Source organism: Nostoc sp. 2RC, from assembly GCF_014222165.1.
GTDB lineage: Bacteria > Cyanobacteriota > Cyanobacteriia > Cyanobacteriales > Nostocaceae > Nostoc > Nostoc linckia.
In genome coordinates this window covers 1-19,230 of sequence record NZ_JACKZU010000143.1, presented here as the reverse complement: position 1 = coordinate 19,230, position 19,230 = coordinate 1, and the positions used below count along the sequence as shown (strand labels likewise).

Annotated in this window: 15 protein-coding genes and 1 tRNA gene; 6 read left to right on the top strand and 10 right to left on the bottom strand. The window is 41.5% G+C overall.

Annotated elements, in window-relative coordinates:
* Nucleotides 1–71: 71 nt before the first annotated feature.
* Nucleotides 72–686 (top strand): Uma2 family endonuclease, encoded by a 615-nt coding sequence (locus tag GNE10_RS17340; protein ID WP_185566249.1) that lies wholly within the window; start codon nucleotides 72–74, stop codon nucleotides 684–686.
* 21 nt (nucleotides 687–707) lie between these two features.
* On the opposite strand, the gene GNE10_RS17335 is transcribed toward GNE10_RS17340, so the two are convergent.
* From GNE10_RS17335 to GNE10_RS17310, 6 genes are all read right to left on the bottom strand, one after another.
* Nucleotides 708–908: a hypothetical protein gene (locus tag GNE10_RS17335; RefSeq protein WP_185566248.1), complete on the bottom strand. Its 201-nt coding sequence runs from the start codon at nucleotides 906–908 to the stop codon at nucleotides 708–710.
* A 132-nt stretch (nucleotides 909–1,040) separates the two neighbouring features.
* Entirely contained in the window at nucleotides 1,041–5,993 is a 4,953-nt protein-coding gene (locus GNE10_RS17330) for an eIF2A-related protein (RefSeq protein WP_185566247.1), read from the bottom strand.
* Nucleotides 5,990–7,294 (bottom strand): P-loop NTPase fold protein, encoded by a 1,305-nt coding sequence (locus tag GNE10_RS17325; RefSeq protein WP_185566246.1) that lies wholly within the window; start codon nucleotides 7,292–7,294, stop codon nucleotides 5,990–5,992. The genes GNE10_RS17330 and GNE10_RS17325 overlap by 4 nt, the downstream gene beginning before the upstream one ends.
* Before the next feature lie 305 nt (nucleotides 7,295–7,599).
* On the bottom strand, nucleotides 7,600–7,890 hold the full coding sequence (locus GNE10_RS17320; RefSeq protein WP_185566245.1) for a nucleotidyltransferase family protein: 291 nt from the start codon (nucleotides 7,888–7,890) through the stop codon (nucleotides 7,600–7,602).
* A 34-nt stretch (nucleotides 7,891–7,924) separates the two neighbouring features.
* Complete coding sequence (locus GNE10_RS17315) at nucleotides 7,925–9,352, bottom strand: 1-acyl-sn-glycerol-3-phosphate acyltransferase (RefSeq protein ID WP_185566244.1); 1,428 nt, start codon at nucleotides 9,350–9,352, stop codon at nucleotides 7,925–7,927.
* Between the two features lie 307 nt (nucleotides 9,353–9,659).
* A tRNA-Ala gene (locus tag GNE10_RS17310) sits at nucleotides 9,660–9,732 on the bottom strand.
* A gap of 71 nt (nucleotides 9,733–9,803) precedes the next feature.
* On the opposite strand from GNE10_RS17310, the gene GNE10_RS17305 reads away from it, so the two are divergent.
* Nucleotides 9,804–10,733: a rhodanese-related sulfurtransferase gene (locus tag GNE10_RS17305; RefSeq protein ID WP_185566243.1), complete on the top strand. Its 930-nt coding sequence runs from the start codon at nucleotides 9,804–9,806 to the stop codon at nucleotides 10,731–10,733.
* Between the two features lie 42 nt (nucleotides 10,734–10,775).
* Here GNE10_RS17305 and GNE10_RS17300 read toward each other — a convergent pair whose 3' ends face one another.
* From GNE10_RS17300 to GNE10_RS17290, 3 genes are all read right to left on the bottom strand, one after another.
* Complete coding sequence (locus GNE10_RS17300; RefSeq protein ID WP_099067620.1) at nucleotides 10,776–11,045, bottom strand: hypothetical protein; 270 nt, start codon at nucleotides 11,043–11,045, stop codon at nucleotides 10,776–10,778.
* A 691-nt stretch (nucleotides 11,046–11,736) separates the two neighbouring features.
* Nucleotides 11,737–12,249, bottom strand: coding sequence for an outer membrane beta-barrel protein (locus tag GNE10_RS17295; RefSeq protein ID WP_185566242.1), 513 nt, complete (start codon nucleotides 12,247–12,249; stop codon nucleotides 11,737–11,739).
* A gap of 539 nt (nucleotides 12,250–12,788) precedes the next feature.
* A complete protein-coding gene (locus GNE10_RS17290; RefSeq protein ID WP_099067622.1) occupies nucleotides 12,789–13,172 on the bottom strand; it encodes a hypothetical protein in 384 nt (127 codons plus the stop codon).
* A gap of 552 nt (nucleotides 13,173–13,724) precedes the next feature.
* On the opposite strand from GNE10_RS17290, the gene GNE10_RS17285 reads away from it, so the two are divergent.
* Nucleotides 13,725–15,629, top strand: a complete 1,905-nt coding sequence (locus GNE10_RS17285) for a chloride channel protein (RefSeq protein ID WP_185566241.1) — start codon at nucleotides 13,725–13,727, stop codon at nucleotides 15,627–15,629.
* 215 nt (nucleotides 15,630–15,844) lie between these two features.
* On the opposite strand, the gene GNE10_RS17280 is transcribed toward GNE10_RS17285, so the two are convergent.
* Nucleotides 15,845–16,258, bottom strand: coding sequence for an AbrB family transcriptional regulator (locus GNE10_RS17280; protein ID WP_099067624.1), 414 nt, complete (start codon nucleotides 16,256–16,258; stop codon nucleotides 15,845–15,847).
* 625 nt (nucleotides 16,259–16,883) lie between these two features.
* Between GNE10_RS17280 and GNE10_RS17275 the strand changes: the two genes are divergently transcribed.
* The 3 genes from GNE10_RS17275 (at nucleotide 16,884) to pyrR (ending at nucleotide 19,086) form a co-directional block, all read left to right on the top strand.
* On the top strand, nucleotides 16,884–17,327 hold the full coding sequence (locus tag GNE10_RS17275; RefSeq protein ID WP_185566240.1) for an Rrf2 family transcriptional regulator: 444 nt from the start codon (nucleotides 16,884–16,886) through the stop codon (nucleotides 17,325–17,327).
* A 121-nt stretch (nucleotides 17,328–17,448) separates the two neighbouring features.
* Nucleotides 17,449–18,432, top strand: coding sequence for an adenosylcobinamide-phosphate synthase CbiB (gene cbiB / locus GNE10_RS17270; protein ID WP_185566239.1), 984 nt, complete (start codon nucleotides 17,449–17,451; stop codon nucleotides 18,430–18,432).
* Between the two features lie 117 nt (nucleotides 18,433–18,549).
* Nucleotides 18,550–19,086 (top strand): bifunctional pyr operon transcriptional regulator/uracil phosphoribosyltransferase PyrR, encoded by a 537-nt coding sequence (gene pyrR, locus GNE10_RS17265; RefSeq protein WP_099067627.1) that lies wholly within the window; start codon nucleotides 18,550–18,552, stop codon nucleotides 19,084–19,086.
* Nucleotides 19,087–19,230: the final 144 nt, after the last annotated feature.

Below are 19,230 nucleotides of genomic sequence, written 5' to 3'. Positions count from 1 at the left end.
CCCCACCTCCCCACCTCCCCCCGTCAGTCTAAACAATAAGTCTTTAACCAGACATGATATGAGAGGTCAAGATGGTACAAACACCCGCTAGTCCAGAAACCGAAACCCTATTGATTGAGTTGCCCAAGTCCATTGGGCTGTATGTTACCCAAGAACAGTTTGCTGCTTTAGCCGCAGCCAACCGGGAGTTGAGACTGGAAAGAACCGCACAAGGAGAATTAATAGTGAACCCACCAACAGGCTGGGAAACTGGGAGACGTAATTGGAGTATTTCTGGAGAATTGTATTTGTGGTGGCGTAATGCGGGCGAACCTGGTGAAGCTTTTGACTCTTCTACAGGTTTCATTTTACCCAATGGTGCGACTCGCTCCCCCGATGCCTCCTGGGTGAGTCAAGAACGATGGCAGGCACTTACTTCGGCACAAAAAGGAACCTTTGCTAATATCTGTCCCGATTTTGTGGTGGAGTTACGCTCTAGTTCAGATACCCTCAAATCCCTGCAAGATAAAATGAGGGAGTATATCGACAATGGCGCTAAACTTGGTTGGTTAATCGATCCGCAGCAGCGAAGGGTGGAAATTTATCGACTGGCTAAGGATGTGGAAGTGTTGGAAAATCCTGCCCAGTTGTCAGGTGAAGCGGTGTTGCCGGGTTTTGTCTTGAATTTGCAACGGGTGTGGGATTGAAAGCATCTTGCTTGCTATGGGTTAGAGAAGAAATAGCATTGCCTGAGATAATGTGAGAGAGGGCGTAAATGCAAAGCAAGCGATCGCCAGAATTAAAAACATTACAATGTTGGTCATCAACATTACAATGTTGGTCACCAAAGTTACAATGTTGGTCACCAAGGTTACGATGTTGGTCACCAAGGTTACGATGTTGGTCACCAAGGTTACGATGTTGGTCACCAAGGTTACGATGTTGGTCACCAAGGTTACAATGTTGGTCACCAAGGTTACAATATTGGTTGCAAACGTTTAAATATAGCTGTTCTGAACTGGGAACACTGCGGTGTCCTTCAACCGAGAACCGCTTGGCTGTTACTTGATATCGTCGCAGAGATGGCGATCGCTCTTAGTTACATTCGGGTTATTCTGCAAATAATCATGTAACCAATCACAGCCACGCACCAGTAAGTTATCTAACTTATCTAGAGAATTTAGCTGCTGCAAATCCCACAAAATCACAGTGTTATCAGCACTGCCTAATGCCAGAGTCTTGTCATTGGGTGAAAAACTGACACTTAATATTTCTTTGCTATGTCCGCTAAGAGTTCTGATGAGAGTGCCATTTACCCGCCAAAGTTTTACTGTCTTGTCATCACTGGCAGTGGCAATGGTGCGATCGTCGGATGAGAAACTTACACTTTTGACTTCATCGTTATGTCCGATTAACTGTTTATAGAAGCGAAACTCACCTTCACTGTCTTGCTTCCAAAGAATCGCCGTTTTATCATTACTGGTGGTGGCAATAATTTTGCCATCGTGTGAAAAGCTAACGCTATAAACCCAACTTTTATGCGCGTTTTCTCCGGTGAGACTTTTGTAAATTTTAAACTTTTGATTGCGATCGCGCTGCCAAAGTTTTATCGTGTTGTCATCACTTGCTGAAGCAACAAATTTACTATCTGGCGACCAAGCCACACCTCTAACCCAATCGCGATGACCTTTGAGAGTTTGGTAAGGTAGGGTTTCAAACTCACCTTTGCCATCTCGCCGCCAAATTTTCACTGTATTATCCACACCACCCGCAGCCAAAAGTTGACCGTCGGGTGAAAAACTCACATCTAATATCTTGTCGCTATCATCACTCAGGGTTTTAATGAAGCTACCGTCCTGCTTCCAGAGTTTTACAGTTTTATCTGCACTGGCAGAGGCAATGATTTTATCATAGGGGGAGAAAGCGACACTATTAACCTGATTGGTATGCCCTTCAAGAGTTTTGAACAAAGTACCATCAGCAGATTTCCAAAGTTTCACTGTTTTGTCATAACTAGCAGAGGCAATGATTTTGCCATCAGGTGAGAAACTCACTTTATTAACCCGATCGCTATGAGAATTGAGGGTACTTAGCACACCACTTCCTAGCCGACCACCTTTGATGGTACTGTTAGCGCAACTAGAGGCATGTACCAAACTTTCAGCATCAAGTTGCCAAATTTTGATCGTATTGTCAGCACTGGCGGTGACAAGAACGTTGCAATCAGGTGAGAAACGGGCAGCATAAACTCCATTAGTATGCCCTGTGAGAGTTGTCAGTAATGTACCACCAAGCTTGTCATCAGACTTTTTGTCAAGCTTCCAAAGTTTCACTGTTTTGTCTTGGCTAGCTGAGGCAATTATCTGGCCATCGGGACTAAAACTCACGTTCATTACTCTCTCTCGATGCCCCTCAAAAACTGTTAACTCTCTACCGTTTAAATTCCAAACTTTTACCAAGTTGTCCCGGCCAGCAGTGGCAATTGTTTTGCCATCGGGCGACCAAGCCACAGCCCAAACAAAGTCTTTATGGGTATTCTTAAAAGTCCTAATATATGTGCCGTCGCGTGTCCAAAGTTTCACTGTTCTATCCCGGCTACCCGTGGCAATTATTTTGCCATCAGGTGAGAAAGCAACGCTAGTAACTCCATCTTGATGTCCGTTTTGATATCCATCTTTATATCCCTCGATTCTTTTTATAAAAGTACCGTTCCGCCGCCAAAGTTTTACAGTGCTGTCTCGACTAGCCGTAGCAAATATCTGACCATCTGGAGAAAAACCTATCCCATAAACTCCGTTGCTATTACTATTTTTGCTATGGTGGGCTGGCAATTCTTTGAACTTTGTAAATTGATTACCGTCACGCTGCCAAAGTATTACGATGCCATCGAAATCCCCTGAAGCAATCATTTGATTATCAGGTGAAAAAATAACACTCAAAACTTTATTTTTATGTCCTTTAAGGGTTTGTATTAATCTACCTTCACGATTCCATATTTTTACAGTATGGTCAAAACTAGCTGAGGCGATTATTTTACCATCCGGTGACAAATTCATACCCCAAATTAGACCTTTATGATCTTCCAAACGATTACGTTCTACTAACCAGTAAACTGGCTGTTGTAGTGCCGCCACAACTTGGGTACGAACTTGAGAATCTGTTTTTCCCCAAACTGTAGCTTGGAGTTTTTTACCTGCTTGGATGCCTTGTTTAAGTGCTTCAAACCTTTGACCTGAAGCAAAAAGCGCTTCTGAAGCTTTACTAATAGCAATTGTCTCGGCTTGTTCTGTTCTTTGTCTTTCAGATTCGGCTCGTACCCAAAACCCTACTGATAAAACTGCCAGAATGGACATCATAGCACTGCTAGCGATCGCCAAGTTACGTTGACGTTTGAGAACACGATTTAGTTGTGCTTCTACTTGTTGTCGTCGCTGCTTTTCCTCTTTCTGTTTTTCTATTTCTCTTGCTTGTTGTGATTGTCTAATAAAAGATACGAGATAGTCATGAACCAGTTGATATAAATTAGTAGGTTTTTCCGGAATATTTAACACCAGACCAGAACCCACTAAAATCTCTAAGACTAAATTTAGTTGTTCTTCATCGGAGATAATATCTGCTGTTTTTAAATCTTCTGCTAAATTGTCAGCAGTTTTCAGGGGACGAGTGCGATTTTCGTCTGTGAGTAAATATAAAACTACTCTGGCACAGTATTCATTTTCAGAACCACAGTCTTGAATAACTTCTTCTAAAAATCCCTCGACTAACTTTTCTTTTGTTCCTACCTGAAGGTATTTTTCTAGAGTTGTAATTTTATGTGTTTGGAGTTGCGCTCCTACAATTTGTAACTCAATCGGGCGTACTTCTCCTTGGTTTGATAAATCCTCCACTAATTTATCGATTAACACAGGTTCTAAATAAAAGTTGTTTTGCTTAGTTAAACTTTGGACAACAGCTTTGGCATCTTCTGAAGATAAATTTTTTAATTCATAACGAATATATTTATCTAGAATATTATTATTAATTGCTGTAAAATTAAATAAGCGATCGCATTCCAATAAATAATGTAAATAATCTTCTCTTAAACAAAGAATCACCTTCACAAAAGGAATATCTAAGCAAAAGTGCAAAAATTTATAAAATGGCTGCCTTTTACTTTTATCTGTGTAAACAAAGAAAAATTCTTCAACTTGATCGAAAATTAAAACTGTTAACAGATTACGCTCGCCATTTTTATGTAAATTTTCACATATAGATTCTATGGAACTAGGCCTACTATTATTGGCTAAACGTTCTCCTAATATCCCCATCCAATCTGTATAGACTCTGACGATAATAGGTAATACATCACGAGCATCAATTGATTGCAGTTGCAGAGCAGGTATTAATCCACCGATTAAAATCGAACTTTTACCTACACCAGAATAACCATGAAATACAGTTAATTTATGGTCATTCCGGCTCATCCTTTCTCGTAATTTATCCACATCTTTTTGCCGACCAGAAACAGCAATTTCTTGGGCAACTTTGACGGAATTTTCTACTTGTACTAATCCTGGATTAATTACTTCATATTGGGGATTTAAATAAGCTGCTCCAATAAAGGCGCGAAAACCATATTGATGTTCAATTTGAATTTGTTCTTGCTTAATCTGAAAAGCTTCAAAATATTGATGTTGTTGATAATAAATTTTTCGTAAATTTTTTAATATGCAAATATAAAGCTCTGGATCGTATTGAGGTTTAGTTTTCTCTTTGGCAGTTTTTAGAGTAACTAAAGCATCTTGTATCTTCTTAAGCTGCTGTTGCGCTCTGGCTAGCGCAAATAAATACCAACCTTGATGATAAGATAGGACTAATTCTAAATTAGCATTGGCTTCAGTAGATTGATTAGCAGCTACAATAGAAAGGGCTTGTTCTGCCGCTTGTTTGGCTTGATTCCAATCAGTTTTAGCCAGTGCTACCTCAGAAATAAATCCGTAAGCTCTAGCTTCTCGAAACCAATCAGGATAAGTTTGGTACAGTTTTAAAGCTTTTTGTGCAACCTTTTCTAATTCATCCCATAGTTCGAGTTTTTGCAGTACTTCTCCTAAAGCATTGATAAATTTTGCGATTAAGTCGGGACGATTTGCTTGTTCAAATACCTCCAGACATTTTTGATAATAATCTTTAGCTTGTGAGCAAGCAGGTTGCTGTTCTGTTAAATGTTGCACTGCATAAGTACGCCACCATAAGCCCAAATTGTACAGTACACATCCTTGCTGCTCTAGTTGAGAAATCTGCTGCCAAAGTGTTAAACTGCGTTCATAATGGTGGCGTGACTGTTCCATCGAAACCGCATCTCGACCGAGAACAAATTCTAAACTGGCTTCTAGTTCTGCGTCTAACTTTACACCGCGTTTTTGCAGTTCGGCTTGTGCTAATTCCAGTTCCACGCGCTGCGGCGAACCAATTGCGAGGTTAAGTGCAGAATTATCAAGAAATTTTCCTGCACCAGCATCCATAACTTGCTCAAAAACTGACTCAGCAGTTTGTTTGATTAATTTAATTAAATCAAGAGTAGCGATCGCAGTGGAAATTATTGTTGCCCAATTCTCGAAATCTGTTGCTAACCTTATAAGCTTTTGTAGAACTTGGTCATTAACCAATAAAATCACCGGGAACGGGAAATTTTTTCTAAACTCCTCCCGTACTTGGTTAGCTGAAGTTAAAACTGTATCAATATCTTTAACCGATTCCAAACCAAAAACCATTAAAGCTGGTGGCTGTTCATCTGCGAGTTCTTCACCTATACAGGTGTAAAGAGTTTTGACTGACGTAGGTAAGGTGATTTCACGAATTTTAACAGCAGATAGTTCGTGTAGACATTGTACTATATCCTGACGTAAAACTGCATAGTTACAACGCAATAAAATCAGCGAAAATTCTCCTTGAGAAAGGGTAATTGCTCGCACCAGAGTTTGCAATGAACGTTCATTTTCAACGTTCAAATATTCTGGCTCCTTTTGATTACTCATAACCTGAATTCCTTAGTTTCAGCCAAAATCGGATTGATATCAAACCACGAACCATCCTCATTTCGGTATTCAAATACAAACATACTGCGAAGCAAAAGTTCGTATCTTTCATGACCTCTTAAGCTTTTTTCTTGTGCTACTTCCCGCAACACTTCCCATTCATCAGCTGTAATTGCTAAAGTTAACTCGTTGCAACGTTGTTTAATGACTCTATTCAGGCACTCTTGTGATATTGGTGGGTCTTCTTGTTGAAGACAGCAAAATAATAACTTCAACAAATTTCGTAAATGACCACCGCTAACTAAACACAGTCTTTCTAAAGTTTTAGGACTATCAAAAACTTCGGTAATTAAATGCTGGCTTTGTTCCCAACTGACACCAGGAAAAGCCCTCGCCATCACCATTTGTTGCAGTAGAGTAATTCCTTGTGAAAATTGCGAACCATCTTGTAGTTGTACGGAAACCATCGGCAAAACCTTGGGGTCTACGCCGAAGCGATTTGTTAATCTGCCTAAAGCATTGGAAAAAATCAACACCAAGGGAATTGTATAAACAACGTGACAACTAAGTTTATTTAATTGTTCGCCCCGTTCTACAAATAAATATTCTGGTTGATAATAACCAGAAGGCTTCAAAGAATTATCAACTCGATCAAGGTTATCGACAATTACCACCAGTCCTTTTTTACCTTGCTGCTTGAGTTTTTCTCTGGCAGGCTTGAGCAATTCTTTGTTAAGTGATTCTAAAATACCATTGGTGCGCGGTTCTAAATATTGTCGCAACTGGCCGCGAAGCTTGGGACTATCTTTAGTTTTGGCTGTGATTTTGGCAATACCCACAGACAATTCAGCCTCAACGCCAATGTCTAAAGGTGTTTGCAAAAATTCTGAAATTTCCTGAAACAGATTTTTAAAATATCCTGGCTTGAGGTTAATTTTGATTGCTTCCAGACTTTGACTGACTTCACGAGCTACTGCCAGTAAAATATCTGTAACATCAATATCAGCCATATCCAGACTTTGGCTAGACTCAAAATAAACTGTATGAAAACCTTGCTGTTCTAACTCTGCTTTCAGACGCAATAATTCAGTAGACTTGCCACAGCCGATATGTCCGGTAAATAATTGACAGGTGGGTTCTTCTGGTGAAAGCCTGGTGATAGTCCGCCCCAGTTCCTCAATAATCCTGGCACCACGCACTTTGGAAAAATCAATATAATATTGCCTATCCTCCGGTTTGCTGACAACCAGAGTCTTACTAGGGTTGCAAGCCTGAAAAAACCTGACTAAATCTAGTTTCATCCCAAATCACCCGATATCAGCTTGATATTTTTGCCCATCCCAGTGATTATACAGAGGGCAAAGCCACGATTTCGGATAATTGCCTTGAGAATTCCCAATCAAAATAGTACATTAATAAACTCTTGTGGGATGGGCGTCTCGCCTGTCCGGTGCGGGCAAGATGCCCACACCACAAGAGCTAAATTTTATGCACCATTTTAGCCTTGCCACGCCACTACAAATACTTAGATTTTTCACCAAATCAAATATGATTCTTATATCTCATAGAGTAATTCTGAATTCTGACTTCTGACTTCTGGATTCTGTTATAAAACCACAGCTTCTTTTAACACTCTTTCTTTAATGCATTCATGTAGAGTTTCGGGTTCAGTCACATCTACCTTGCGTCCTAGCAACTCTTCTAATGATTGCATCAAAGCAATTTGGTCTAATAAAGTTCGTTGTGGTTCAAGTTCTACTAAAAAATCTACATCACTATCTGGTGTTGCTTCGCCTCTAGCAACTGAACCGAACACTCGCACATTATATGCTCCATGCTTGGCAGCAATCCTCAGAATTTCTTCACGATCGCCTTTGAGTATTTCATCAATTCCCATAAGCTATCACCTAAAATAATTCTGCGTGAGTTAATCAATTAATCATCTTCTCTAAAGCAATTTGCAAGTCTTTAGTTAATTCGCTCGCAGCTTGCCTAGTGGCGTGGCGTAATTTACCGCCGTAGGCATCGCTTTGAGATTTTTCCCAACGTTCAGTAACCGAAATTGGCTCTCCCACGGTGATTTTTGCCCGCCGCAAACCTAAGCGCGGTCGTCCCGGAAGTGTGGTATCTTTAATGCGAGAAAGCATATCAAAAATCAGCAAAGCTGTTTCCGCAAACTTTTCAACTGTGGGTTTTTCTTGAATATAATTAGCGCTGACAGCAACGAAACTTTCCACTATCCGCATGTGCCGCATTCGCAAGTCTGCTTCTTGGGCAATCCAATCTGCCAAACCGCGTTTTAGTGGTGATAAATCATCAATATCTGGCAAATCTTCGCGGTAAATATAATTCCACCCAGCTTCTTCTAAACGGCGACAACGGTCAATGAAATTGCCTTGCGCTTGCACTCCAAAATATTCCTCGGCAACTATTAAAGACTTGTCTAATAAGCGATGCAGTCTATTAATTAATACCTGATTTTGACTTTCAGATTCTTCATCATTGAAGACAATTTTCGGAATATCTTGATGATAGAAACGACGGTAAAATTCCTCCATTTCTGTAATCAGATATTCACCCAAACGATAGATGCGTTGATAGTAAATTTCTGGGTCATGGTCTGGAGTACTTGCCATTACAGATAAGCCACTATCAGCTTCCAATTTACTTAATAGCCAATTGAGTTTTGTCCAAGGTGGCTTGTCATAGGAATATTGAATGGCAACGGGCACAATTAAAACTGTCTCAGAACGGTTGGCTTTTTGTAAATCTTCTACACACCAAAACCCCATTTGAGAAACACCGGGTTCTAAGGGACTAACAATGCCACTATGACCATTAGTACCGCCTTCCGGTGCCACTGCGATCGGTAGTTTGCCATTAGCAAATAACTCCCGCGCTGTTTGAATAGCTTGGCGGTCTAATCGCCTACCGCGACGCACCGGCACACCCCCCACCTGTGAAAACAACCATCCGAGCCAGTTTCCAGCCCAAATTGTCATCCCCCGGTCATAAAGAAAATAGCTGTGAACCGGGTCTTGTAGCTGGATATTTTTCTGGCGCGCCACCTTTGGCACAATTCGAGAAAGCAAATACAACATACACAGGGGATCTTCCACCTCTGGGTGGCGAAATGCCAACAAAAAGCGAATCTTCCCCTCCTGGAATTGTTGATAAAGTTTAGCCAAGACCTCAACATTCTCAGCTTCAATTTTGACAATCCCAGCTGGTAACCAAGGTCGAGTGCGGAATCGCAGCACTATTGGCAGTAACCATCGAAAAATGTAGAGTATCGACGGGTTAAATTGTTGGGGAATAAATTTCAGTGGTGGTTGAGTGGACTGAATCGATTTAGGCAAGTCGCTTTCTTTGATTGTATTTTGAGGAATTGTACAATATCCAAGTTAACAGCGATTTGATAGTAATCCTGTGCCCGTTATGAAAATTACTATTTAGGGACTTGGAAGTAAAAAATATTTTATAGAAGATTGTTGACTGTTGACTGTTGAGTGTTAACCGTCAACGCATGAACTGGAATGATTTATTTTTTGGAGTTCCCTTAAACAGCGATCGCGGATTTACCAATTTCAAATATAATCATACCTGCGTTGGTAGTGAAACGATGATGTTTAACAACCCTGGAAGTTTTCAACTCTCAAATAATAATGGAGGTTAGCGGACTCGAACCGCTGACATCCTGCTTGCAAAGCAGGCGCTCTACCAACTGAGCTAAACCCCCGTAAAATTAAAATAGCAGGTAACTTTGTTTGCCTTCGTTATTGTAACTCATATTGTGCAATTACTAAAGGGATGAAGCCAGAAAATATTCAGGTCGTGGCAACACTATATAAATTTGTCAAACTGCCAGATTTTGCTCAGAAACGAGAGCCTTTGCTGTCCTACTGTCAAGGGCAAGGGATTAAAGGAACAATTTTGCTCGCAGAAGAAGGAATTAACGGTACAATAGCAGGTTCGCGTCAGGCGATCGATTCTGTTCTGTGGTTTTTGCGTTCCGATCCTCGCCTAGCTGACCTAGAACACAAAGAATCTTATACCGAAACTCCACCTTTTGAGCGGATGAAGGTGCGGTTAAAGCAAGAAATCGTCACTCTAGGGTTACCGGAAATTGACCCCAATGAACAAGTAGGCACTTATGTCACTCCCGAAGAATGGAATAATTTAATTTCTGACCCAGAAGTAACTGTAATTGACACCCGCAACGATTACGAAGTAAATATCGGGACTTTCCAAGGGGCAGAAAATCCGCAAACCGCCTCATTTCGGGAATTCCCTGATTATGTACGCCAACATCTAGACCCAACAAAACACAAAAAAGTCGCTCTGTTTTGTACGGGTGGTATTCGCTGTGAAAAAGCCTCATCCTTTATGCTTGCCCAAGGTTTTGCAGAAGTCTATCACCTCAAAGGCGGCATTCTCAAATATTTGGAAGAAATTCCAGCCCAAGCAAGTTTATGGCAAGGGGAATGTTTTGTTTTTGACGAAAGGGTAGCCGTCAGTCATGGCTTGGAATCAGGAAGTTATGAATTATGCTTATCTTGCGGGCGTCCCATTTCTGAAGAAGATAAATTATCTCCCAAATACGAGCCAGGTATTTCCTGTGCCCATTGTTTTGATAGCCTAACCGACGAAAAAAGAGCGCGCCAGCAGGAAAAATGGCGACACTACCAAAGCCAAATTGCTAATAAAAAGAAGTTGGGCATTGAGAGTGTTGACGGTTGACGGTTGACTGAGGATTTATTCACCTTGTCTCCCTTGTCTCCCTCATCCCCCCACTCTCCCCACTCTCCCCTCTAAACCTTGGGGTATCCTCAACCGGGCATAATCACCGCTCAGTTGTACCTTTGAAGGTGGTTTGTGTAGGAGTACACAGCATCTATGAACTGCGGCTTGGTACTCTCGCCATTGCTGACGAATTGCTTTACTGGCAGCATCATTACCTAAGTCGCAAAATTTTAGCCCTGCCCGAATTAGCCAAACTTCGACATCTGTTGTTTCACCCACTATTTCGGGAGTGGGATTAATCTTGTCCATGAGTAATTTCTAATACAAGCATATAAAATTCCTAATTTCACTCTAAGAGAAACTACTAATAATAGCCAATAGCATTTTTTTTCAAAATCATAAATAAAAATGATTACAGCAATTTTCAGTTAGGGACTTGCAAGTAAAAAAATATTCTATAGAAGACTGTTAACTGTTGACTGTTGACCGTTGACAGTCAGCAGTCAAGGCTGAGCGGAGTCGAAGCATAGCGGCGACCATAGAAGAAGGGTCAACGAACCCAAGCGGAATAATTCATTTTTTGGAGTTACCTTAAATAAACGACGTTGTAGAGGCGTAGGCTTTACCTTGCCTTAGCATACGGTTGTTCGCCCCAATCAGGGATTGTGGTTCAAATAAATGAAAAGCGCTGTAGTAAAAAAAAATCATATCTGAGTAAAAACAACTCAGATATGAAGGATGAATGGCGATCGCAATACTGCTCGGTTAACAATTTTTAACTCGGCATTGGGTCTGGGGAAAAGGTGAGCCAGCGCGGTCTTGGGGGTTTCCCCCATGAGCGACTGGCGAACCCCGAAGGGGTTAAAGGGTAAAGGTTAAAGGTTTTTTCTTTCCCCTTTCCCTTTCCCCTTCCCCTTTTCCCTTTAACCGACAAGTATTGATCGCGATCGCAGCTGTCAGATGTCATTGCGAAGAAATTCCGAATCAGCTGTTACAATTCCTAGAAGCGATAACCCAATCCGGCTTGGAAGCTCACAGCATCAGCATCACTGTTTCTATAAGCGTCAATGCCCCATTTTGTATCGCCATAGGCAATGACATTGTTAGCAACTTCTGATTCCACACCAAGGGTAACTACAGGTGCATTGCGATTGCCCAATGGGCTATTTTGACCTTCGTCAGTGATGAAAGAATAACCACCACCGAAGTAAACGTTAGTATTTTTGGCAATGGGCGCATCGTAAGTAACTATAGGCATAATGGCAGCCGCATCACCACCGTAAAGCACAGAACCTCGTAGTGAAACAGGTGCATTAGGAACAGCGTAGCGTCCTTGAACATTTCCACCAAATTGTGCGCCATCGTTTCCTTGTCCGCCACTGGTTGCACCAGCCGCAATTCCAGCACCAATGTAGTTAGCATTTGTACCAGCTGTTTGAGCGGAAGCAATACCACCTGAGAGGATGATAGAAGCAGCAGCAAGGACAGAAGCAGTTAATTTTGTAAGTTTCATAGAATTTCTCACTAGAGTTAGGTAATATCAATGTTCTCTATTACCAGAATCTCTTTTTTTACAAAATGTAACCTCCCACACTCGGTTCACCTTAATGGTTGAATTGTTTTTCACCCAGTAGGGTGAGATGTTGTAGGGAATAGGGCATTGGGCATTGGGGATTTTTTCCTGCCCCGAAGAAGAATTCAGAAATCAGAATTTAGGAGCTGTAGGGGTGTACAGCCGTACGCCTGTAACCATCTATCGGTTAAAGGGGAAAGGTTAAAGGTTAAAGGGGAAAGGGGAAAGGGGAAAGGGGAAAGGTTAAAGGGGAAAGGGAAAATACCAAACCTTCCCCGTTTCCCCTGCTCCTTATCTCTCCTACCTCCCCATCTCCCCATCTCCCCTGCTCCCTACTACATATTATTTAATGCCGTTAAATCTAAAACAGTGTTCTATTTGTTGAAGAAACATAGAACACTGCTTCAAATAAATATTATTGATTGCAAAATTAGAAGGATTAAAGTAAAATCTCATTCATCATCGGAAAAAGACGAATATTATGGCGATTTTTCCTGTGGTTTTTTAATTTGTTCTGTAGGAAGCACTTGGCGATCGGAACTTGTGTTTTCCTGAGTGATAGCAATCATACTAAAAAAAATTGCACTTCCTACAGCAAAAGCTACCATAGGACGCTTAAGTAGAACAAAATCCCTGATAATCCTAGCCAAAGGACGGCTTTGACGACGCAGAGCCGAAGAAACCATCATTTGTCTCCAAGTAAAAGGATCGCGGACATAATGGCCGCTTTGGCAAACTACTAGCCGTTCTTGACAATAGGGACAACAAAACAAGCCAATACGCGTTTTAATTGGTTTAGATGTGGCATTTTTTTGGCAAATTGGGCAAGTAACATAATGATTATCAAACGTGTGTATATTCATTTACTCGCTCTATAAGAATAGTTATATTGAATTGGGGTCAACTAAGAGGACAAGGAGAAAGTGAGACACGGATAAGCAAAGACAAACACAGATGGTTATCTTATTGGTTTTGTCTCGTTGTTTCCTAATCTGCCACTCCTATGACTTCTTAAGTATATTTTGACATCAATGCTGAATCACACATACATTCTATTACTACCAAGGATGGCTCAATGGTCGCAACACGAGTATAGCTAGATTTAGGCGAAAATGACTTCTCATTAATGTTTGTGTCTCATAGAACTTGTGTTGACTCTAGAGAGAATATGATTGGCTTTAACTTATACCCTATCAGCTTAAGCTAGCAAAAACTCTAGGCATCGCTGACCCCTTAACACTAATTGTCTCCCATTTGACTATTGTTCCCACAAAAATTTTGCATAGTGAGATTTTTTGCTGTGGCTTTGTCAATCGAGTAAATAAAGTCTACTTGTCTGGTTGCTAAATAATGGCTCACAATGAGAAGTAACAGATAAAAATTTAAATTTTTTCTTACATTTACCCCGCCTCTCAATGACTCTCTTGCCTCCCACTCAACTGAGGAAGGTAACGGAACAACCTGCCTTTCCCACACCTTCTGCCCGCTTAGTTCACTTAATAAACCGTTTTCAGCCATCTCCAGAAACAGTTGTGCTATTTTTAGCCATGCTAATTGGCGGTGGCACTGGTATGGGTGTAGTCACTTTTCACTATTTGATCGATTTGATCCACCATTTAATGTTGGAAAATTTCATGGGTCAAATCGGTGTCTGGGGTGCTTGGACTCTAGCTTGCGTTCCCACCCTTGGCGGATTAATCGTTGGTTTGATGCGCTGGCGTACTCAAGATTTCGGCCCTGGACTTTCGTCTCTCATCGCCGCTTCCCAGGGAACAGAGATCAGGCGACCGCTACGACCAGTCACCAAAATGTTAGCCGCATCAGTTTCTTTGGGAAGCGGTGCTTCTTTAGGCCCAGAGGGGCCCAGTGTAGAAATTGGCGCAAATTTTGGTATGTTGTTGTCTGTGATCCTCAACGTATCTCAGGAACGACGACGTTTATTGTTGGGCGCTGGTGCGGCTGCGGGATTAGCAGCTGGGTTTAATGCTCCCATAGCTGGGGTATTTTTCGCCTTAGAGGTGGTGATGGGAGCTACATCCTTTGCTACTTCTGCTGTAAGTGTGGTGCTGCTGGCGGCGGTGGTGGCAGCTTTAATTGCTCAAATTGGTTTGGGGGCACAACCCGCTTTTGATTTACCCGCCTACCAAGTCCGCAGTCCTTTAGAATTACCCCTTTATCTCGGCTTGGGTTTAGGGGCTAGCTTAATTTCTTTAACTTATACTCAATCAATTCGTTTGGCTAAAGCCTGCTTTGCTGGCAAAGTTCCGGGCTTTCAATTTTTGGGGCAAATTCCTCAGCCAATTCATCCAATTATTGGCGGTATTATTGTGGGCGCAGCTGCTTTACAGTTCCCGCAAATTTTGGGCGTTGGTTATGAAACTGTAGAGGCAATGCTTCAAGATGTGCAATTTTCACTGCACCTATTACTTGTACTGCTAGTGGTGAAATTAGTAATGACTGCCATTAGCGCGGGTAGCGGTTTTATTGGCGGTTTGTTTGCACCAGCGATGTTTTTAGGTGCTTCTTTTGGTTCGGCTTACGCCAAAATATTGGCTGTGGTATTTCCAGCAATTTGCGAGCAAATGGCGGCTCCTCCTGCTTATGCAATGGTGGGAATGGCGGCAATGTTAGCAGGCAGTGTCCGGGCACCATTAACAGCTATTTTAATGCTGTTTGAATTAACCCGCGACTACCGCATTGTTTTACCTTTAATGGCTGCCGTTGGTTTAAGTGTTTGGTTAGTAGAAAGGATTCAACCAACCTTTAACTCTAATTCCAATCTACAACAAATTGGTCTTTCAGAATTGAAAGATGAACGAGCAGAAATTGTGCAGGAAATTTTGGTAGAAGATGCTATGCATCCCTATCCAAAAAAATTACCTGCAAGTTTGAGCGTATTAGAAGCAGCTGTGGAAATGCTGCGCGATCGCACACGAAGTGTTTTAGTAGTCGATCGAGAAGACCAATTAGTTGGTATCCTCTCTCTAGAAGACATCAACCGTGCCCTTGCTCTTTGGCAAACTTACCCAAATTCTTCAACCGAAATTTCAGGTAATTTATCCGGTCAAACTCTCAAGGACATTTGTACTACTGAAATTATTTATGCATGGCAAGATGAACTATTATCTGAAGCTTTAGACCGCATGAGTGTAAGAGGTTTGCATCAATTACCAGTGGTAGCACGAGACAAACCCGATCGCATTTTAGGTTTACTGGAAAAAGAACAAATTGCATTAACATACAATTTAGCAGTTACCCGCAAAGCACTGCGCCACCATTTACCAGTCTTACCAACAACAGATATAGTTATTAGTCATTAGTAGAGACGCGATTCTACTCTTGCGAGAAGCCGCTCTTCGAGCGTCTACGCGTCTGTACAATCGATGAATTGCCTCTGCAAAATAGTCATTGGTCATTGGTTTTCACAAATGACTAATGACAAAAGACAAATTGCAAAGCCTGATGGTGACAAACCTACCCTCAGGACTTTGTAACAGAGACAAATGACTATTGACAATTGACTAATGACTATTTATTAAGCTGTAGCTTCTAGAGCTTCATCTTCTTCCCGATCTTCTGGATCTACTTGTCTCAAACGAATGTGTTTCTTACCTAAAGTGATCAGAAACTCATCTCCTGGTTTGAGATTCATCTGTTTTGTATAAGCCGAACCTATAAGCAAGTTACCATTAGATTGCACGCTAATCCGATAGCTAGCACTACGTCCACCGCGACCATTTGCACTGGGTGTACTGTCTAACTGAATGCCTTCGGCATCGATTAGGGCATTTAAGAACTTCATCATATTGACGCGCTCTATACCATTTTTGGTAACGGTATAGTAGCCGCACTTCTTGGCTTTGTCTTCCTTGCTCTCGTTCTCTAGCTCTTTGACTTTTTTGAGCAGTTCTTCGCCGACTAGGGGTTCAATTTTTTTCTGTTTAGGCATCAACTTAGGTCGAAAACGAATGTTTGAAGTGTTGGAATCGATTTTATTTTAGCTGAGGTTGAGCTAACAGGAAGATAATCCTTTAGTTTTTATCTCAACATAGCCAAGTATATTACACTAAAAGCCAGAATTGTTATGAGATTACCAAATATTTTCCAAACAATTTATTTTAGATAATGTTGGCAATGCTGATAACTATATATATGTAGTTTGTGAATTACTGCTAAACTATAATTAGTTTAAGTTTTCTAAACTAACCTTCAAAAGGTTGTCTATTTGCTGAAAATCATAACTGAGTCAGACAATGATAAGCAAAACTGAACCTTAGTCATTGGTCATTGGTCATTATGCATTAGTCATTAGGCATTAGTCCTCTCTTACAAAGTTACGATCGAAGGAAACCTCCGTTCATACTTTGCGCTTAGTCATTAGACTTCTAAGAGAAGTCGGGAAAAGGGGAAGGGGAAAGGGGGAAAGGTTTGGTATTTTCCCTTTCCCCAATAAAGATGTATCCCTTTGGCCACAAGAGTCCAAAAAGCACTTTTGCAAGAGGTCTATTGGTCATTGGTCATTAGTTATTGGTCATTGGTCATCGATTTAAATAAATGACAAAGGACAAACAACAATGAAACTAACTACCAGAGGACATTACAGTGTGAAGGCATTGCTAGATTTGAGTTTACAGCCAAAATATGGGCCTGTATCTGTAAAAGCGATCGCCAAACGCCAAGATATCCCAGCTCCTTACCTTGAAAAACTACTAATAGAAATGCGTCGTGCTGGGTTAGTGAATTCAATTCGTGGTAGCATCGGCGGATACCAATTGGCAAGAGAACCTCTACAAATATCCATCGGGCAAATTTTAGAAGCAGTAGGCGAGAGCATTACTCATTTACCCTATGGCACTCCTACACCTACACAAGCTGAAGATTGGGTAACATTTACCCTTTGGCAAAGACTTAATCAAAAGCTCAAAGAAGCTTTGTACAGTATTACTTTGGCAGACCTTTATTACGATGCTCGTAGTTGGCAAGCTTCCCTTGGAGAAGAAGCAAGTTTTGTGGTTTAGTTATTGGAGATTGGGAATTGAGCATTGGGCATTGACTATTGTTAACTAACTAATGACTAAGTGCAAAGTATGAGCAGAGGTTTACTCCGCTCGTAACTTTGTAACAGAGGACTAATGACTAATGACATCTGCTGTTGTTTTAATCATTGCGGCACTTTTAGATTACTTAATTGGCGATCCTTGGGGTTGGCCTCATCCCGTCCAATTTATGGGGTGGGTAATTTCTCGATTAACTAAATTTTTTCTGCAATTGTGTCAACATTCTCTAACACAACGCCTAGCTGGAATTTTATTAGGCACGCTTGTCATAATTGGTAGCGGTCTTGTTGGTTTTTTCCTCATTCAAACTGCCAAATGGCTGCATCCGCTATTGGGAATCGCTTCAGAAAGTATTCTTTTGGCTAGTTGTTTTGCTAGTAGGAGTTTGCGAACAGCAGCAATAGCTGTTTTACAACCTTTAACAGCAGGAGATTTAGAACAAGCGCGTCAGATTTTAAGTAATTATGTTGGTCGAGACACACAAAATCTTTCAGAAGCAGAAATTTTGCGAGCAATTTTAGAAACGGTTACAGAAAATGCCACCGATGGGGTAATGGCTCCACTTTTTTATGCAATTATTGGTGTCTTCATACCATTTGTGGGGCTAATTCCCTTAGCTTTAGCATACAAAGCCAGCAGTACCCTTGATTCAATGGTAGGTTATCGGGAAGCACCTTATACTTATCTTGGATGGTTTAGTGCCCGTTTAGAAGATTGTTTAACTTGGCTACCTTGTCGGTTAACAGTTATCACCCTTGCACTTTTATCAGGTAGACCGATGCATGTTTGGCGAATTTGTAGCCGGGATGCAATTAAGGATCCTAGTCCCAATTCTGGTTGGAGTGAGTGCGCCTACGCTGCAATTTTAGGTGTACAAATGGGCGGTAAAAATTGGTATCGTGGGGTAGCTAAACAAAAACCATTGCTAGGAGATGCGATTTATCCCATCACCCCGACTTCTATTTATAATGCTTTGCAACTGACTCGATATTGTTTTTTATTATGGTTAGGGATAGCGATCGCTATCATCTTAATTAGGGCATGGGGCATAGGGCATAGGGCATAGCGCATGGGGAAGAGTGGAACGGGGGGAAGCTTGTTCATAATCTCCCAACACTCTCCCATCTCCTCATCTCTTCATCCTCATGCCCAATACCCACTCCCCACTCCCCTAAAGATAGCTATGTCTGCAAAAGTAGTTGAGATCCTTTCATCAGAAGAAATTCGTCGTACTTTGACTCGCTTGGCCTCTCAAATTGTGGAAAGGTCGCGTGATTTATCTCAATTGGTGCTTCTCGGTATATATACTAGGGGTGCTTTATTAGCCGAATTGTTAGCACGCCAAATTGAGACCCTTGAAGGTGTAAGTGTTTCCGTCGGCGCTTTGGATATTACATTTTATCGAGATGACCTTGACAAAATTGGTTTGCGAACTCCCGCAAAAACCGATATTCCTTTCGATCTCACAGGGAAAACCGTTGTACTCGTGGATGACGTAATTTTCAAAGGAAGGACAATTCGTGCTGCTTTAAATGCTGTACATGAGTACGGAAGACCAGAGGTTATTCGTTTAGCTGTATTAGTAGACAGAGGTCATCGTGAGTTACCAATTCACCCAGATTTTATTGGTAAGCAGCTACCCACCGCCAAAGAAGAAATTGTCAAAGTTTACTTACAAGATTGTGATGGAAGAGATGCAGTAGAGTTGATGGGAGATTAGGCATTGGGCATTGGGCATGGGGCATGGGGCATGGGGCATTGGGCAAGCAGGAAGTGTGGGAGGTGTGGGAGGAGACGGAGGTGTGGGAGGTGTGGGAGGATGGTGAAAAAATCTTTCCCCCCACACTCCCCACACTCCCCACAC

What these genes read in the sequence shown, in the direction of transcription:
- GNE10_RS17340 (WP_185566249.1), top strand. Translation starts at nt 72, where the DNA reads ATGGTACAAACACCCGCTAGTCCAGAAACCGAAACCCTATTGATTGAG.
- GNE10_RS17330 (WP_185566247.1), bottom strand. Translation starts at nt 5,993, where the DNA reads ATGAGTAATCAAAAGGAGCCAGAATATTTGAACGTTGAAAATGAACGT.
- GNE10_RS17325 (WP_185566246.1), bottom strand. Translation starts at nt 7,294, where the DNA reads ATGAAACTAGATTTAGTCAGGTTTTTTCAGGCTTGCAACCCTAGTAAG.
- GNE10_RS17320 (WP_185566245.1), bottom strand. Translation starts at nt 7,890, where the DNA reads ATGGGAATTGATGAAATACTCAAAGGCGATCGTGAAGAAATTCTGAGG.
- GNE10_RS17305 (WP_185566243.1), top strand. Translation starts at nt 9,804, where the DNA reads ATGAAGCCAGAAAATATTCAGGTCGTGGCAACACTATATAAATTTGTC.
- GNE10_RS17300 (WP_099067620.1), bottom strand. Translation starts at nt 11,045, where the DNA reads ATGGACAAGATTAATCCCACTCCCGAAATAGTGGGTGAAACAACAGAT.
- GNE10_RS17295 (WP_185566242.1), bottom strand. Translation starts at nt 12,249, where the DNA reads ATGAAACTTACAAAATTAACTGCTTCTGTCCTTGCTGCTGCTTCTATC.
- GNE10_RS17290 (WP_099067622.1), bottom strand. Translation starts at nt 13,172, where the DNA reads ATGAATATACACACGTTTGATAATCATTATGTTACTTGCCCAATTTGC.
- GNE10_RS17285 (WP_185566241.1), top strand. Translation starts at nt 13,725, where the DNA reads ATGACTCTCTTGCCTCCCACTCAACTGAGGAAGGTAACGGAACAACCT.
- GNE10_RS17280 (WP_099067624.1), bottom strand. Translation starts at nt 16,258, where the DNA reads ATGCCTAAACAGAAAAAAATTGAACCCCTAGTCGGCGAAGAACTGCTC.
- GNE10_RS17275 (WP_185566240.1), top strand. Translation starts at nt 16,884, where the DNA reads ATGAAACTAACTACCAGAGGACATTACAGTGTGAAGGCATTGCTAGAT.
- cbiB (WP_185566239.1), top strand. Translation starts at nt 17,449, where the DNA reads ATGACATCTGCTGTTGTTTTAATCATTGCGGCACTTTTAGATTACTTA.
- pyrR (WP_099067627.1), top strand. Translation starts at nt 18,550, where the DNA reads ATGTCTGCAAAAGTAGTTGAGATCCTTTCATCAGAAGAAATTCGTCGT.